We start from the raw sequence: 17,397 nt of genomic DNA on the forward strand, positions 1-17,397 counted from the left end.
ATTAGTCTACCAACGCGCTCTTAAGATAAGCATCAACCATTCGTTCTGTTGCGACCACCGAATCAATATGAGTACGCTCATAAGAATGACTAGACTCTATACCAGCACCGAGAAGGGCATGTTTGACTTCTGCACCTGCAGACATAGCCGCTGAAGCGTCTGAACCATAAAACGGATAGATATCCAGCTTAAATGGAATATCTTGCTCTTTAGCCAAAGCAACCAAATGTTGACGGAAGTCATAGTGATAAGGTCCAGAGGCATCCTTGACACAGATAGACACTGTATATTCGTCTGTTTGCTGGTCATCTCCCATAGCTCCCATATCCACAGCCAGATATTCTACTACCTGAGCAGGAATATTAGAATTAGCCCCATGTCCCACTTCTTCAAAGACTGAAAAAGCAAAATGAGTTGTTACGGGTAATTCAATCTTCTCTTCCTTATAAACACGAAGCAGGTTAAGCAAAATCGCTGCGCTGACCTTGTCATCCAAATGACGAGACTTGATAAAACCTGTCTCTGTCACGACGGTTCGTGGATCAAAGCTAATAAAATCACCGACCTCAATCCCCAAGGCACGAGTTTCTTTTTCATTGGTCACTTTTGCGTCCAAACGCACTTCCATATTGTCCTGAGTGCGTTCTGCAGTTCCTGCATCCTTATAGACATGGCAAGAAGTTTGGTGGATGAGGATGGTTCCTGATACTTTTTCACCTGTGCTAGCCACATGAACGGTACAGTTTTCTCCTTCAATCATGTTCCAAGGAAAGCCACCGATACGATCCAGTTTGAGACGGCCGTCTGGTTTGACAGCACGGACAATGGCACCCAGCGTATCTACATGGGCAGTCACATAGCGATGCTCTTCATCATTTTGACCTTTGATGGTCACATTGACACCGCCCTTAGCTGTGCGAACCGGCTGGTAACCAAAACCTTCTAAAGTCTTGACTAAATAGTCCGAAATCTCCCGAGTGAAGCCCGTTGGCGACGCAATGGCTGTCAGTTCTTTGATATATTCTACTGTTTGATTCATTTTTTCACCTCTTTTGCTACCTATTATAACACATTTATCATCGGATAAAAAAAGAAAATCACTCCTGTAGACTTGGCTACAAAAGTGATTTTAATGATTATTCCATTTCAAAAACATCGCTTTCTTGCTTGTTTGGCAGAACCAATGAGAGCAAGATTCCGACAATAGCTGGTACTAACCATGGGAGTGATGCCTTGGCAAAAGGAAGAGCGTTGACAAGGTTTGCAAGAAACTCAACCTTAAACGAGCTTCCTAGTACGCTTGCAATAGCAATAGCTGTAACCACAGCAATTGTCAACTGCATACCTGGTTTTGAAAGAGCCACAAATTTGTTGACAATGACAATCATAACGATAGCAATCGTGATTGGGTACAAGATAACCAGTACTGGAATTGAGTACTTGATAATCGCATCAAGACCCAAATTGGCAATAGCAAATCCAATCAAAGTAAAGGCTGTCGCATAAACCTTATAGCTGATTTGTGGGAAGCGTTCATTAAAGAATTCAGCTGTTGACACAATCAAACCAACAGTTGTTGTGAAGCAGGTTACGGTAACCATAGCTGCAAGGAAGAGTTGGGCTGTTGAGCCAAAGATTTCTTGGGTAGCTTGTGACAAGATGTAAACACCTGGTGTTCCACCCTTCATCGCTTCAGCTGGTACTGGGAAATGATTTCCAAGGAAACCTAAACCGATGTAAAGAGCGCTGAAAGCAAGGGCAACAACGATACCAACAACCCAAATAGTTGAAATGTATTCTTTCTTACTTGAAAATCCAAGTTGTTTCAAGGTTTGAACCGCAATCACACTAAAGGCAACTGAAGCAAGGGCGTCCAAGGTATTGTAACCTTCTAGGAAACCTGTACCAAAGGCAGAAGCTTGATAAGCAGCTGAAGCAGCTTGAGGACTTGTTCCACCGTATTTGATAGCTCCTAGGACAACCAAGATAACAATCAAAATCGCAAAGACTGGCGTTAAAATACGGCCGATACGGTCTAAAATTTTTGATGGATTGAGCGATATCAAATAGGCTGCTGCAAAATACAGAACTGTAAAGACAATCAAACCAAGACCTTTATTTGCATCCGACAAAAGAGGGCTAATCCCTACTTCGTAAGCTGTTGTAGCTGTACGTGGGATAGCAAAGAATGGACCGATTGACAAGTAAAGAACTGAGAGGTAAAGAGTCGCAAACCAAGGCGCTATCTTTGTAGAAATCTCGTAGATATATCCTTTAGGATTTAGCGTTCCAATAATAAGAGTCAAGACGGCGATACCGACACCTGAAAAGACAAAACCTGCGATGGCAGGAAGAAAATGTTCTCCAGATAGAGCACCTAGAGAAGGCGGAAAAATCAAGTTCCCCGCACCAAAAAATATTCCAAACAGGAGTAAACCTGTTAGGGCACCTTTTTTAGCCATGAAAATCTCCTTCATATTTATAAAATACTGACCTAGTATATCATGAATAGGAGTATGAAAAAAGCTTCACGAAGTAAATATTGAATGTTTTCAAGATTCTTAAAAATGAGAATTGTCTAAAAATAAAATTCTCCTACCCAGTCCACACCAAGCAGGAGAAAATTCTAATGTTTAAAATTCTTCAAAAGCCATCATGCCACCTTGGACATTGATAACCTCATAACCTTGTTCTGATAAGAATTGGCAAGCACGCGCCGATCTCATCCCAGATTTGCAAATAACATAATGTAACTGGTCCTTATCCAACTGATCATAGGTATCAGCCAATTGACTAAGTGGCAGGTTGTGGGCGCCTTCTAAATGAAGAGCTTCAAACTCATCCACTTCTCTCACGTCCACTAGAGAAAGTTGGTCGTTTTGGTAAAGCTGGTAAAATGCGTCAAAGGCTATTTCTTTCATTCTTTTTCTCCTAATACTCTTCGAAAATCAAATTCAAACCACGTCAGCGTCGCCTTACCGTACTCAAGTACAGCCTGCGGCTAGCTTCCTAGTTTGCTCTTTGATTTTCATTGACTATAAAATGGTTTTAATTCTTTTTTTCAAATCTGGCACCACTTCTGACTCAAACCAAGGATTTTTAGCTATCCAGATTTGATTTCGCGGTGAGGGGTGAACTAGTGGAAAATAGGTTGGCAAGTAGTTCTGGTAGTGTTTTACCCGTTCTGTCACCTTGCCACTGACTTTCTCCTGTAAATAGTAGGCCTGGGCATATTGCCCAATTAAGAGGGTCAACTGAATATCGGGCAATTCTTGCAAGAGTTGCGGATGCCATTTTTCAGCAAATCCTGCTCGCGGTGGCAGGTCACCTGACTTGCCATGCCCTGGAAAGTAGAAATCCATAGGCAAAACAGCAAAATAGCCTGAATTGTAAAAGGTATCTTCATCCACACCGAGCCAATCTCGCAAGCGGTCACCACTTTTATCTTTCCAGTAAAGGCCTGCTTCTTGGGTTTTAAGTCCAGGTGCCTGACCGATGATATTGATGCGAGCAGTCTTTGGCGCTGCAAAGAGAGGTTCTATTCCACGTTCGGTATAGCTGGCATTCTGCGAATCTGCCATAATAGCCTGCTTGATTCTTTCAATTTGAGACATCTACTTTCCCTCCAAAAAGAAGTCTAAGCATACAATCTCAGACTTCTATCGTTTTATTTGATCAATTCGTAAATAGCTTCAGCATAGATGGCTGCTGCTCTGAAGAGATCATCCAAGGCGATAAATTCATTGGCTTGGTGCATGGTATCAATTGAGTCTGGGAACATGGCACCATAGGCAACACCGCGTTCGAGTAAGCGACCAAAGGTTCCACCACCGATGACTTGCTCGTGACCTTTAAGACCAGTTTGTTTTTCATAAACATTCAACAAGGTTTGCACAAGTGGATCTTCCATTGGCACATAGTGAGGGGTATGACCGTGCTCAGAAAGGCTAACAGAAGCAACTGGCAAGTTTTCAAGGATTGACTTGATTTGCTCTGGACTTGTTCCTTTTGGATAGCGGATGTTAAGGGCAATGGTATTATCAGCGCTTGTTTCGTCAAAGCGGAAAACACCAGCATTCATAGAAAGGGCACCCATCTTTTCATCCACATGAGCAATCTTGAGATTTTCACCCTCATGGTCGTTCAAGAGAATCTTACCAGCGATGTCAAGGTAGTCTTTGGCTGGACCAGCAAAGTCAAACTGGCTAAGGAAGAGGGCTAGGTAAGTCGCACCATTGACACCTGAAGCAGGCATAGCACCGTGGGCTGATTTACCAATGATCGTCACCTTGTACTGACCGTTTTCTTCTTGGAGTTCTCCTCTAAGTTTGTGTTCTGCAACAAAGGCATCTAGTTTAGCTTGCAAGTCAGCCAAGTCACCTGAAATAACTGCTGTTGCTGATTCTGGTACCATATTTTCACGCAAACCACCTGTAAAGCTGTGAAGACGGGCTGCACCTGTATTTTCTCCTGCAAAGTGGAGGTATTCTGTGATGTTTCCTTTTTCACCATTGATGATAGGGAACTCAGCGTCTGGAGAGAAACCGAAGTCTGGTTTGGCAAGACCTACGTGCTCAAAGTAGTAGTCCATGTCCGCCCAGCCTGATTCTTCATCAGTTCCAACGATGAAGCGAACTTTTTTAGAAGTTGGAAGGCCCAATTCTTTGATGATTTTCAAACCATAGTAACAAGCTGTTGTAGGCCCCTTGTCGTCCGAAGCCCCACGCGCATAAAGACGACCGTCTTTGATAGTCGGTGTATAAGGATCTGTATCCCAACCGCTACCAGCAGGAACCACATCCATATGGGCAAAGATTCCGAGAACTTCTTCTCCATCACCAAACTCAAAATGTCCTGCATAGTTATCGACATTCTTAGTTGGATAGCCATCACGATCTGCTATTTCAAGGAATTTTTCCAAGGCCTTTACTGGACCAGGCCCAAATGGATGTTCAGCATCAACCTTGCTGTCATCACGTTCTGAGTTGATTTCCAAAAGGCTAAACAAGTCAGCCAAGAGGTCTTCTTTGCGTTTTTCTACTTCTGCTGTAAAATCAATTGTTGTCATTTCTTTCTTCTTTCTATCTTTTCTCAATGATTTCATCTACTGGCAAGCGGTAGCTTGGTTCCAATTTTTCGTCTGTATAACCCACTGTAATCAAGAGTTCTGGGCGGAAGCGGTCTTCGATTTCCAAAACTTCGTTGACTTTTGATTTGTCAAAACCAAGAATCAGATTTGATCCGATTCCCTGATCTGTAAGAGCCAAAACCAAGTTCATAGCAACCAAACCTGCATTGAGGGCTAGGTAGTCGCTGACTTGTTGTTCATTGTAGCGTGCAAATTCAGCTGGCAAATTTTTCATGAAGTATTGAAGTTGTTCTTCTGAGAAATTGTTAGCACCACCAACTCGGGCAATCTTACGAGCACGTTTGGCAAGGTCTGTATCCGTAAACAGGGCAATGGTTACAGGCGCTGATGATACCTGCTCAAAGTTGGAACCGTAAGCCAATTTTGCCAGTTCGGCATTTTTCTCACGTACCACCACAAATTTCTAAGGCTGGCTGTTGTGGGCACTTGGAGCCAAGGTTGCAATTTCGATAGCCGTACGCACATCTTTGGGATCCACTGGCTTATCAGTGAAATGCTTGGTCGCATGACGTTTTTTATTTAATTCAAGAAATTTCATAATCGATTTCCTTTTCTAATTCTACTGCTTCCATTTTACCATATTTTGAAAGAGCTTGCAGGGATTTTTCATAGGAAAAGTAATAGCAAAAAAACTGCTCTATGCAGTTTGTAGCAATTATTCTAGTTACTCACTATAAAATTAGCAAATGGAATCATACTGAGATAGCTTCTCCGTTGTCACTTCTTCCAACTTTTTCTTTACCTGACCTTTTATAGCCGTATCCATCTGTGATTTTATTTTCCCAATAGCGACTTTTGTCTCCTCCGCACTTTCTCTCACTTTTTCTTTATAATCTGTTTGCAAAGAATTTTTTTCCTTTAGGATTACTGTCGCCATTGTATAGATTCTGTTCCTCTCCATCATACGATACATCTGACGTAAAGCAAATTCATATTCTTCATCTGTATAATATTCATTTAATGGCGCGAGCATATGACCTCCTTAAATCTCCGATTGTCTGTTCTAACTCATCTTGCTTTTTACGATAATCTCTGTTTAACAAATCCTCTTGATACTGCAATTCATCTTCTCTACGCCTGCACGCAAACTGAGAATCCTCCATCAATTGTTGTAAACTCCTATAAAACTGTTCTCCATCTTGGTAACTATATTGTCCTTTTTGAAGAAAAGCAGTCATCTTACCAGCTTCATCTTCTACGATTCGGGCAAGGCGGTCTCGACGTTCATAGAGTTCGTTGCGTTGATTTGTAAAAGTTGCTTTCTGCTTTAGATACTCATCTTCCAAATCATGATACTCTTTTTCTTTTGCTTTTAACTTTTGGAAGACTAAATCCGACTGTTCCATTTTCTAAATTCTCCTGCCAATTCCTTATCTGTAGCTAGTTTATTCTCAATGACTTGGATAATCTGTTGGTTAAGGGTATCAAACTCTGTGGCTAGTTTTTCAGCTTTTTGATTCATTTGCTCAAAATCTTGCTCAACTGAACCGACAATCGTAGCCTGAGTCACACCCGCAGACGCAAAAGTCGATAGGACTTCATCATAACTCAGGTATCGGAAACTACTAAAGTCAAGCTGATTCCATAGTTCTTGTGCTTTTGACACCACCTCCTCTTGAAGGTGCTTGACGTCGTCTGCACCAGCTCGAGCCGCATTAGCCATTCCTTCCCCTAGAGCCATCCCCTGCAAGCTATCCAAATATATTTCTTCCTTGCTTGACAAACCATCTGCCGAGAGGTAGCTTTTGATTTTTTGGTAGCGGTACATACCCGCTGTTGCTTCTGCTAGCGCCGTTACTTTGAAATCTGTGACACGTTTTCCGTTCAAATCAACTAACTGGCCATTCTCATCAAATCGCCACTGGGACAAGTTATGATATTCTAACTTGTCACCCCAGTTATCTTTTGCAGGATAGATAGCTGTTTGAGTCGTATTTCCCATAATATTGCCAATAAAATCATACTTATGACGGTAATTGCGAAATTGTTCTGGATGTTCTTGCATGTACTTGATTTCTTCTTTCGAAATCAAGTTATGAATATCTGGTCCGTTATACCCAACATTGGCATAACCTCGCTTCAAAGCGACATACATAGCCAGAGACTCTCCAAGCGAATGCCCCGCAGTTGTGATTTTAGCAGAGGGATAAGTTTTTTCAATTTCTTCCGCAAAACTCAGAGCCGTTTGAAATTGAGATTTTCTAAATGTCTTTGTTTTCGAATCCGACAACATCCGTCTATCACCAAATCCTATTGATTGGATATCTGTTTGGATGTCAAGCCGATCGTCTCTATTCGTCCCAGCATAAGCAATCACTACATGACTATAATCCACATTCCCATTTTTATCCACAGGAGCAACCGCCATCGCCTGCATACCATTGGAGGTGTTGTCTTTTACTTCTACAACTTTAAAATTCCCTAAATCTCTCTTTTTGGGATTAAATGGATATGTTTTATTTGCCTCAGGTGTATAATCCTTGTCAGTCTTCAATTTATCAACCCAGTACACTTGCTCTGCTATCCAATTATATTGTTCTTCTTTTACTTTCACCTTTTATTATTCTCCCAAGTATTGTACTTGTATATTATCTATAGAAACATTTTCCTTCTCTGCTATCACATGATTTTTTTCAATCGCTCTAAATTTTTCAATCGGACCAAGGACTACAGATTTTTCTTCGTCGTTAAATTCATCTATTTCTCGAGTAGTCAGTCCTGTATGATACTCGTCATCTAATTCAAACAATAAATGATATGAACCTGTTTTTTTATCTTTGTTAAATTTATTAAATTTAATTTTATTAAAATCATAATTTCTTGCTATCCACTTTACCACATTATCCTGTTGCGTTTTTGTCAAAGTTAATTTATTCTCAAAATTTTTACCATTTGGATGATTTAAACTAAACATCACGATTCCTCCTATAATACAGATTACTAAAGCAATAATACCCCATTTTTTACGCTTATTCATTAACACACCTCCTTATATTATTCTATAAAACAACTAGCCTCAATTACCTTATAGTATAACATAAATGGCTTTTTTACTTAACATTGGCATAATTCAAAGCTGTCACAAACTGAGAATCTACTACTTTCGCAGAATTTAGTCCTGAACGAGACTGTAGTTTATCCCTCCCAAGCCCTAAAGACTGTACATCCGTATCAAGATCCTTTATGTCATCTTTATTCGTCCCTGCATAAGCAATCACTACATGGCTATAATCCACATTCCTATTTTTATCCACAGGAGCAACCGCCATCGCCTGCATACCGTTGGAAGTGTTGTCTATAGGATTAGAGATTACTTTAAACCGATCGTTCCCAACTAATCGTCCCTCCTGAATAGGATTACTAACCTTACCAGAGTCAACATCATAAACATCGTCTACTATATATCTGTAATCTTCTTCTGTAATCATATAGTTATCTCTCCCCTAAGTAAATAATTTTTACTGCTATATCATATCCAGCTTCTTCTTTGTGTTCTCTCTTTGTGAAGTCTGTCGGTGAATAATTGGAACTTCTTATTTTCTCATTCTCATTTAGAGAATCTATTTTGACAGATATATCATATTGACCATTTACTTTAGCAGTAATCCTCCAACTCCCCGTACTTTCATTTTTTTGAAATTCAACAAACTCCACTCTCTTAATCTTTTGTCCATCAGCTAAATCATAGTTACTTACTAAAAACTTTGCTACCCTATCCTGTTCAATTCTCATTTTTTCTTCCATCGTTTTTTCTTTTTGTTGATTCAAACTAAACATGATAATCCCTCCTATGATACAAATTACTAAAGCAATAATACCCCATTTTTTGTGCCTATTCATTAACACACCTCCTTATATTATTCTATAAAGCAACTTGGTCTGAATTACCTTATAGTATACATAAATGGCTTTTTTAATTAACATTGACATAATTCAAAGCTGTCACAAACTAAGAATCTACTACTTTCGCAGAATTTAGTCCTGAACGAGACTGTAGTTTATCCCTCCCAAGCCCTAAAGACTGTACATCCGTATCAAGATCCTTTATGTCATCTTTATTCGTCCCTGCATAGGCAATCACTACATGGCTATAATCCACATTCCCATTTTTATCCACAGGAGCAACTGCCATCGCTTGCATACCGTTAGAGGTGTTGGCTTTTGTACTAAGAACTCGAAAAGTTTGTCCATCTGATTTAAAAATCTTATCGTCTCTCCAAGGTCGTTTTACTTTTCCTGCATCAACATTATAAACTCCATCGACAATATCATTATAATTTTTATCTGTTATTTTCATCACTTGCTCCAATATTTCACTTTAATATTATCTATTGTTTGTTGATTAGTGATTTCATTTTTTTCTTGTAAATTTAATCTTTTATTCCAACTAATTACATAATTGTCAGTTTTATCATTAAATTTAAAGAAAGTAATTTCCATTTCAAGTTCTTTATTTAGAGTTAATAACGCAGTTCTTGAACCTGTTGTAGCATTATTTTCTACATCATTAAATTCTATTTCATTGATTCCCTCATAATGATTAACTAAGTACAACGCCATCCTATCCTGTTCAATTCTAATTTTCTCTTCCAATGTTTTTTCTTTTTGTTGATTCAAACTAAACATCACGATTCCTCCTATAATACAGATTACTAAAGCAATAATACCCCATTTTTTACGCTTATTCATAGACATACCTCCTTATATTATTCTATAAAGCAACTAGCCTCAATTACCTTATAGTATAGGACCAATAGTCGCTCTGGTCTTGTGCATTGAATTCAAGATTAGCATAGTTCACTCGCGATTTCCTTTTCTAATTCTACTGCTTCCATTCTACCATAATTTGAAAGAGCTTACAGATATTTTTCGTAGAGTTAATACTTCTTTCAAACACTCTGCTATTTATTCTAAGCTATTTAAGTAGGTATTCTTTGGATTTAAAGCAATCAAAAAGCAGGCGATCGAACACCTACTATCTTATACTATTGACCAGATGCATAGGGAGCAAGTGCTTTATAAGCCGACTCCAGCGCTTTCTTCATTGTGTCACGTCCAGTTTTCAACTGTTGAACAAATAGAGTACGAGTTTGTTCAGGCACTACTGTATCATCAGAACCAATACTTGAAAGACTTTCGTTAAATGACTCTCTTACAGTCTCCATAGACTTAATCGCTGGTTCAACTTGGGCGTTATATGCTTCTTTTCCACTATCTGGAATTTTCTCCCCAATTTCAACTGCATACTTTTTATAATTGTCGACTAATTTGCCAAAGACGTTCTTCACTTCTCCAACAGTTTTAGCATTCTCAATTTCTTCATCAGTGATCAAAACAACCTCATTATTTTCTGTCTTTGAACTTGACGTTGTTGATGAGGTCTCTGAAGAAGTTTTCTCTACAGAGCTTGCATTTTTAGTCGAAGAATCAGACGTTGTTTTCCCTGCACATGCTGCTAAAACAACAACAGATAAAAGAGCCATACTGGCTGTAATAATTTTCTTCATAATGTTCTCCTTTTTATTAAGAATTAAGCCCATTCTATAACAAAATAATTTCAATGTCAAATTTTAGCTAAGCCACCTTTTCTTCCTTATCATCTGACTCTTTTCTAAGAAATTCTACTACAAACCTCACTTCAAAATAAGAGCTACCGGCTTTATTTCTCACTTTGTAAAAAATCAAAAAATTTCTTCACATCCTCTACATACCCATGCTTTTCTATTAAGCTGGCTAAGAGTTCCAGATTGTGCCCCTGATAGTTGTCTTCTCTTCGTAGCTCTTCATACATTTCGATAAAGGGAAGCCCCTTGGACTTGGCCAATTCTAACTCCGCTTCATAATCATAAGCGACTTTACGAAATAGGATATTTACCAATTCCCCATCTTCAACTTCTATCACGGCATACTGGGCACGGTGATTTTTTAACGCCTCCCAATTAAAATAGGGCATGCCAATCGACCCTGGATTGATGATTTGTTGCCCTTGACTGCCATAACGAAGCAATTGCTTGTGAACATGACCATAGACTGCCACGTCGGTTTCCGCATCTAGCAGTTGGTCAAATTTTTCTGTATCATTCCCAACCAGTAGATCTCCACCATAGTTTTTGTCAGGTAAATTATGTGTGAGAGAAAAACGCAGTCCCTCAACTTCTTTCTTTTCCAGCAAAGGCAAGCTTCGTAGCCAGACAATCGTTGCAGGATCCATTCGCTCCATCAAAAACTGGGTCATGCGCATTGACTGGATTTCTTTCGGATGTTCCAAACCATATTCGCCATCCAAGGCCTCAAGGATACGATCATCCCAATTGCCTCGAACACTGGCTGTGATGGGAAGATCCTTTAGCAGGGCGACTAAGTCATTTGCGCCTGGACCAGGAAGAAAAATATCTCCCAGAAGCCAGTATTCACTGACTCCTTGATTTTTAGCATCTGCGATCACTGCTTCTAAGGCCGTCGCATTGCCATGAATATCTGATAAAATTGCAATTTTATGGTTCATGATGATCTCCTTCTGTTTGATAATCTACTCTTTCTTCCGCCACTTGAGCTAATTCCACTTCTTCCTGCGGGTTCAACTTTCTTTGCACAGCCTCTGCTACTGCTCTCGGTACTCCAACTTCGACAATCTCATCCACACTGGCTTCCTTGATTTTAGTCAGAGACTTGAAATGTTTCATGAGATTCTGCTTGCGTTTAGGTCCCAGACCGTCAATTCCATCCAGTTGTGAAGAAAAGGAATTTTTGGAGCGCAGTTGGCGGTGGAAAGTAATGGCAAAGCGGTGCACCTCATCTTGAATGCGTTGCAAAAGGAAAAATTCCTGAGAATTACGAGATAACTCCACCACCTCAAGCGGATCTCCGAAGAGCAGCTCATGGGTTTGATGCTTGTCGTTCTTTTGAAGCCCAGCAATTGGAATATCCAAGCCCAGCTCCTCTTGGATGACTTGCTTGGCGATATTAACTTGACCCTGTCCCCCATCAATGACAATCAAATCTGGAGGAGTCAAACCGTCACGCTGTACTCGACCATAACGTCTGCGAATAACCTCACGCATACTGGCATAGTCATCTGGACCGACAACCGTTTTTATCTTGTACTTACGGTAATCCTTCTTACTTGGTTTTCCGTTGACAAAGACCACCATGGCTGAAACAGGACTGGTTCCCATGATATTGGAGTTATCGAAGGACTCAATACGGACTGGGGTTGGGATTTGAAGCAAGCGTCCTAGATTTTCAATAGCTCCTTGGGTCTTCTCGACAGATTTTTCTAACAAATTGAACTTCTGCTCTAGACTGACTCGAGCATTCTTTATAGCCAAATTGACCAGTTGCTTTTTCTCTCCACGCTGGGGCTTGACAATCTTGGTGTCTACCAAAGCCTTGACAGCTTCTTCGTCAATATCCTGCGGAATCATCACCTCATTGGGAACCAGGTGGGATTTTTCTTGATAGAATTGTCCCACATAGGTCAAGAAGTCCTCATCCGGATCATTGTAGTAGGGAAAAAGATTGACATCGCGCTCAATGAGCTTGCCCTGACGAACAAAGAAAACCTGAACACACATCCATCCCTTTTCCACATAGTAGCCAAAAACATCGCGGTTTTGGAGATCCTTAGCCATGACCCGTTGCTTGGTTCGAAGCGTTCCAATAGCCTGAATCAGGTCACGGTATTCTGCCGCACGTTCAAACTCCATAGACTGGGCTGCCGTTGCCATTTTGCCCTTGAGGTCATCAATGATTTTGTCATCCTGCCCTTTTAGGAAATCAGAAACCTCCTGAGCCATAGACTTGAAGTAGGACTCATCCTTCTTACAGATAGTGTGGGCCATGCATTGGCCGATATGGTAATAAAAGCAAACCTTAGACGGTGGATTGGTACACTTTCTAAAAGGGAACATTCGATCCAGCAGCCGCTTGATTTCATTGGCTGCCCCCACATCTGGATAAGGTCCAAAGTAGAGACCGCCGTCCTTCTTGACCTGACGGGTGATAATCAAACGAGGATAGCGTTCATTGGTAATCTTGATGAAAGGATAGGACTTATCATCCTTGAGCATGATATTGTATTTAGGCTTATTTTCCTTGATTAGATTGATTTCTAGGAGAAGTGCCTCAATATTAGACTCAGTAACGATAAATTCAAAATCCACAATTTCAGACACCAAGGCCTCTGTTTTGGTATCATGACTTCCACGGAAATAAGACCTCACGCGGTTACGCAGATTTTTAGCCTTCCCTACATAGATAATGGTGCCGTTTTTATCCTTGTGAATGTAGCAACCAGGGCTGGTCGGCAAGAGCTCTAGTTTTGATTTAATCAAGTTATTCATAGTTCCATTATAGCAAAAAAGTAGGGAAAGATATTCCCCTACTCAGTAGTCTCATATATTTTTCGAAGGTTTGCAACATCCTCTTCCTGGATACCATAAAAGGAACCTGCAGGTTGCATCACAGACTTCTCATCTGTATGGTCCAAACCAATCGCATGACCCAACTCATGTTCTGCCGTATGGACAATGCGCTCATAGGAATAGCCATAGTTAGGATTGGACAGATAATAGTGATTCAACCGCACCTCGACAGACAAGAATTGCCCCGTTAAGAGATTGGTCTGACTTTCCGCCTCTCCTGCCACAGGAGTACCTCCGTCATTCATCTCCGTAGCCATAATATCTGCCTTGCTGGCCTCAGTCACGATTTCAAAGTTAAAAGCACCCGTTTGATTCCAATTCTGGATTGCTTCTACATAAGCTTCTTGAAAGCGTGAATCCATCTGGGGATCCAAGTAAATGCGAGCAGAAGCCTGTGGCCACCTTCCTTCAGAGTGTTGATGGCTATCTGTCTGGTTCAACTTAGGCAGTTGCCCTGTTTTTTCCCATTGGTCGATACTTTGTTGACCAATTTTTACTGACCGTTCTGCTTACTTTAGCGCTCCTTGAAAATCCCCGTTCAGATACCAAAGAAGTCCGAAAGCAAGAGCACATAAGAGCACAACTATCCAAACCAGGCACCAGAACAAACGCCACACAAAAGAAAAGAAAGCCCCTATCAAACGAAAAATCCAGCGCATGTCCCTCCACCTTTCTAGCAAATAAAGACTATTTTACTAAAATAAGCTGAAAGAAAGCTAAATTATGACAATCTCTCTTCTAATTTGAAATCGATTGGTAGGGTTGCTAAAAATTTTTCCAATTGTATTTCCCAATAATACCACTCGTGAGTTCCAGCGCTATGGCTATAAGTCACATCAAATCCTAGTTTTTTGAGGTTTTTTACTGCTAGATTATTGGCTTCATACAAGAAATCCTGCTCGCCACACCAAGCCCAAAGCTTGGTCTTTTTGTCCGATTTTTTAGCCAGACTTTCTAGAGAATAGGTGCTAGCTGTCCAATCTTTAATCTCCCCAAACACACCTCTCCAATAAGCTGGTGTTCCCAAGTTTTGGCTTTCAGGAGAAAACTCTTGAAAACTAAGGGCGCCTGAAAAGCTAGCTGCACGAGAAAAACGATTTGTTGCAAGAGCTAGTTTGAAGCAGCCATAGCCTCCCATAGAAAGACCAGCGATAAAGGTTTTTTCACGCTTACTGGTCATGTTAGGGAAGAAGCGTTTCAGAACCTGTGGCAATTCCTCTGCTAGAGCTGTGTAATAGTCAAAACCATACTGGGTATCAGTGTACCAACCATTGCTGGTATTGGGCATAACGACGATGAGATTAGTGCCTCGAAGCAGGCGTTCTACATTGGTTCGCTTGAGCCAACTATTATGATTGCCAGACATCCCGTGCAAGAGGTACAAGACGGGAATATCTTTACAATCTGGTTCTTCCACTCGATTGGCATCAGGATAAAGAACATTCACTCCCCACTCCATATCCAAAACTTGTGAGTAATACTCGATTTTCATTACTGCCATAATTTTTTCCTCTATTTTTCTATAAGAAAAAGCCGAACCTCGACTTTCTCTCTGTTTATTTCAACGATTATTTTGCTTCCATGACTACTGGTAAAATAGCTGGACGACGTTTGGTTTGGTCAAAGAGATACTTGGTAAGATTATCACGAACCTTCCCTTTGAGATCTGCCCAGTCAAAGTCATCTCCTTGAAGATAGTCTTCTACCGTCTGGTTAATCAATTCGGAACTTTCACGGAGAATATCGCGACTCTTCTTGAGATAAACAAATCCACGCGTGTGAACACGAGCCTTGGCTACAATTTTCTTCTCACGACGGTTAACGGTAATTGCGACGATGAAAATACCATCCTCTGACAAGACCTTACGGTCACGAAGAACCACATTTCCAACATCCCCAATGGCATTTCCATCAATCAAGACATCCCCTGCTGAAACCGCTCCAGCTGGGACAAAGTCTCCATTCTCATAAGCCATGCTGGTTCCCTTTTTAGGAATGAAAATGCGTTCTGGCAGCATCCCGACGGCCATAGCAGCCTTAGCATGGGCATCCAACTCACGGTATTCTCCTTGAATCGGGAAGAGATACTTGGGTTGCAAGAGATTGATCATCAGCTGCAAATCACGCGCATTTCCATGCCCTGACACACGCAAGCTTTGAGTGATCAGTTTGACAACCCCTCCAGCTTGGTAAATCATGTTTTCCACACGCGCAACGAAGGCTTCTTTAGCAATAGACGGAGCCGTAGCAATATAGACCAGGTCCCCATCCTTGATTTCTACATAACGATGGCGACCAATCGACATCTTACGAAGTCCATTGATAGGTTCACCCATACGACCTGTCTCAAGAATAATCAACTCATGGTCTTCAAAGCGAGACATATCTTTCGGCTTAATCAAGAGAATTTCGTTGGCTAAAGACAACTTCTTGAGACGAATCGCTGTGCGGACGATATTTTCAATATCAAATCCTGTCAAGACAATACGTCGACCTGTTTTATCCGCAGCATCAAAAATCTGCTGGATACGAGAAAGGTTACTGGAAACAGCTGCAACGATGATACGACCTTCCCAGTCAGCAATGGTTTGGGTAATTTCATCCCTAACTTCACTTTCACTAGCCACCTGAATATTGCTGTCCGCATTGGCCGAATCACTGAGGAGAGCCAGGACGCCGTCACGACCGATTTCTGCCAAACGAGCGAAGTCTGTCGCATAGGATTCACTAGCTGTCTGGTCAAATTTGAAGTCACCTGTATAAACGATGCTACCTTCAGCTGTCTTCAAGACAATTCCCAGGCTCTCTGGAACGGAGTAAGTCGTAGGGAAGAAGGAAACCACTGTTCCACCAAAATCAATCTCCGTATTCTCATCAATGACATGGAAATCATTAAATTCCTTAACGGCATCATTTCCTTTGACAAAGAGTTTGGCCAACTCAATGGTCAACTCAGACCCAAATACAGGAACTTTAGCCTCTGTCAAGAGATAAGGCAGAGCACCAATGGCATCCGCATGCCCGTGGGTCAAGAAAACCCCAGCAATACGGTCGCTATTTTCAAAAAGGTAATCCATCTTTGGAATCACCACATCAACCCCTAATTGTTCATTTTCGGGATATTTTAACCCTACATTCAAAACAAAAATGGACTCTCCAATTTCAGCAATGTACATATTTTTCCCATTTTCACGTACACCACCAAGTGTTGTTAAACTAATATTACTCATTTTTCCTCCAAAATCTTAGTTTATCTTGATTATAGGGTTACTTACCCTTTTATTCTAAAAGCACTATTACTTTTAGCCGAATCTTTTCCTACTATTATACCATTTTTTTGATGATTTTCAAAATGAAGGTTTCCAGTTAAAGAACTATAAATAACTCTTCTCAAATGCACAAACAAGTGAGAACTACAAGCTCCTCAAAAGAATGTTTTCTGACTAGCTTCCTGTCACTCTTCAAATCTTTCCGCGACATTGAATAGCACTTCGCAGTCACAGTAGGCTCCATTTGTTTCTAAAAAGTCTCTAACTGTTTCGACATCCACATTGTGCTCTTCTAGAAATGTTTGTGTTAATAAAAAATCGTCTTGACAAGCTTGATATTCAAGCTCTACATCCAAAAAGTCAAACAAGTCAAAAAAGAGCTCCCTTGACAGGGGCAAACTTTCTTCGAATTTTTGTCTTTCTTGCTTTTTATAGTCCGCTCGTAATCTCTTTTTCTTCAGCTTATCCATTTGACACCTCTAGGATTTCCTTTGACCAGTTTATCTGCCAACTGACCAGTTTATCTGCCAACTAGTCCTCTTTCCTCATTATAACA

The 17,397-nt window shown here is 40.7% G+C and carries 19 protein-coding genes and 2 pseudogenes; all 21 read right to left on the minus strand.

Features of this window, described 5'->3' with window-relative positions; genetic code table 11:
• Position 1: 1 nt before the first annotated feature.
• On the minus strand, positions 2 to 1,039 hold the full coding sequence (locus B7692_RS08755; protein ID WP_084930459.1) for a M42 family metallopeptidase: 1,038 nt from the start codon (positions 1,037 to 1,039) through the stop codon (positions 2 to 4).
• 97 nt (positions 1,040 to 1,136) lie between these two features.
• Positions 1,137 to 2,462, minus strand: coding sequence for a branched-chain amino acid transport system II carrier protein (gene brnQ / locus B7692_RS08760; protein WP_001074583.1), 1,326 nt, complete (start codon positions 2,460 to 2,462; stop codon positions 1,137 to 1,139).
• 171 nt (positions 2,463 to 2,633) lie between these two features.
• Entirely contained in the window at positions 2,634 to 2,921 is a 288-nt protein-coding gene (locus B7692_RS08765; RefSeq protein WP_084930460.1) for a rhodanese-like domain-containing protein, read from the minus strand.
• A 114-nt stretch (positions 2,922 to 3,035) separates the two neighbouring features.
• On the minus strand, positions 3,036 to 3,614 hold the full coding sequence (locus tag B7692_RS08775) for a uracil-DNA glycosylase family protein (RefSeq protein ID WP_084930461.1): 579 nt from the start codon (positions 3,612 to 3,614) through the stop codon (positions 3,036 to 3,038).
• Between the two features lie 53 nt (positions 3,615 to 3,667).
• Entirely contained in the window at positions 3,668 to 5,068 is a 1,401-nt protein-coding gene (gene pepV, locus B7692_RS08780; RefSeq protein ID WP_049486697.1) for a dipeptidase PepV, read from the minus strand.
• 13 nt (positions 5,069 to 5,081) lie between these two features.
• Positions 5,082 to 5,687, minus strand: a pseudogene (locus B7692_RS08785) (nitroreductase family protein).
• A gap of 141 nt (positions 5,688 to 5,828) precedes the next feature.
• The gene (locus tag B7692_RS08790) at positions 5,829 to 6,122 is read right to left on the minus strand and encodes a hypothetical protein (protein ID WP_004269862.1); all 294 of its coding nucleotides are present in this window, start codon (positions 6,120 to 6,122) and stop codon (positions 5,829 to 5,831) included.
• Entirely contained in the window at positions 6,103 to 6,495 is a 393-nt protein-coding gene (locus B7692_RS08795; RefSeq protein WP_084930462.1) for a hypothetical protein, read from the minus strand. Before B7692_RS08795 ends, B7692_RS08790 begins: the two co-directional genes overlap by 20 nt.
• Entirely contained in the window at positions 6,477 to 7,643 is a 1,167-nt protein-coding gene (locus B7692_RS08800) for a triacylglycerol lipase (protein WP_419991801.1), read from the minus strand. The genes B7692_RS08795 and B7692_RS08800 overlap by 19 nt, the downstream gene beginning before the upstream one ends.
• 66 nt (positions 7,644 to 7,709) lie before the next feature.
• Positions 7,710 to 8,126, minus strand: a complete 417-nt coding sequence (locus B7692_RS08805) for a hypothetical protein (protein WP_239822391.1) — start codon at positions 8,124 to 8,126, stop codon at positions 7,710 to 7,712.
• A gap of 73 nt (positions 8,127 to 8,199) precedes the next feature.
• Positions 8,200 to 8,577, minus strand: a complete 378-nt coding sequence (locus tag B7692_RS08810; RefSeq protein ID WP_084930464.1) for a hypothetical protein — start codon at positions 8,575 to 8,577, stop codon at positions 8,200 to 8,202.
• A 4-nt stretch (positions 8,578 to 8,581) separates the two neighbouring features.
• Positions 8,582 to 8,989: a hypothetical protein gene (locus B7692_RS08815; RefSeq protein ID WP_084930465.1), complete on the minus strand. Its 408-nt coding sequence runs from the start codon at positions 8,987 to 8,989 to the stop codon at positions 8,582 to 8,584.
• Positions 8,990 to 9,098: 109 nt separating this feature from the next.
• A complete protein-coding gene (locus tag B7692_RS11010) occupies positions 9,099 to 9,446 on the minus strand; it encodes a hypothetical protein (protein WP_239822392.1) in 348 nt (115 codons plus the stop codon).
• A complete protein-coding gene (locus B7692_RS08825) occupies positions 9,446 to 9,838 on the minus strand; it encodes a hypothetical protein (protein ID WP_084930466.1) in 393 nt (130 codons plus the stop codon). Before B7692_RS08825 ends, B7692_RS11010 begins: the two co-directional genes overlap by 1 nt.
• 296 nt (positions 9,839 to 10,134) lie before the next feature.
• Positions 10,135 to 10,656 (minus strand): hypothetical protein, encoded by a 522-nt coding sequence (locus tag B7692_RS08830; protein ID WP_084930467.1) that lies wholly within the window; start codon positions 10,654 to 10,656, stop codon positions 10,135 to 10,137.
• 152 nt (positions 10,657 to 10,808) lie between these two features.
• Positions 10,809 to 11,654: a metallophosphoesterase family protein gene (locus tag B7692_RS08835; protein ID WP_084930468.1), complete on the minus strand. Its 846-nt coding sequence runs from the start codon at positions 11,652 to 11,654 to the stop codon at positions 10,809 to 10,811.
• Complete coding sequence (gene uvrC, locus B7692_RS08840) at positions 11,644 to 13,491, minus strand: excinuclease ABC subunit UvrC (protein ID WP_084930469.1); 1,848 nt, start codon at positions 13,489 to 13,491, stop codon at positions 11,644 to 11,646. Before uvrC ends, B7692_RS08835 begins: the two co-directional genes overlap by 11 nt.
• A 38-nt stretch (positions 13,492 to 13,529) precedes the next feature.
• Positions 13,530 to 14,231, minus strand: a pseudogene (locus B7692_RS08845) (M57 family metalloprotease).
• Positions 14,232 to 14,293: 62 nt separating this feature from the next.
• Complete coding sequence (locus B7692_RS08850; protein ID WP_084930470.1) at positions 14,294 to 15,073, minus strand: alpha/beta hydrolase; 780 nt, start codon at positions 15,071 to 15,073, stop codon at positions 14,294 to 14,296.
• 67 nt (positions 15,074 to 15,140) lie between these two features.
• On the minus strand, positions 15,141 to 16,802 hold the full coding sequence (locus B7692_RS08855) for a ribonuclease J (RefSeq protein WP_084886691.1): 1,662 nt from the start codon (positions 16,800 to 16,802) through the stop codon (positions 15,141 to 15,143).
• Between the two features lie 224 nt (positions 16,803 to 17,026).
• Entirely contained in the window at positions 17,027 to 17,311 is a 285-nt protein-coding gene (locus B7692_RS08860; RefSeq protein WP_084925724.1) for a DUF2695 domain-containing protein, read from the minus strand.
• Between the last annotated feature and the right edge of the window lie 86 nt (positions 17,312 to 17,397).

Origin of the sequence: Streptococcus mitis (assembly GCF_002096925.1) — a bacterium.
In the GTDB taxonomy this organism is placed as follows: domain Bacteria; phylum Bacillota; class Bacilli; order Lactobacillales; family Streptococcaceae; genus Streptococcus; species Streptococcus mitis_AF.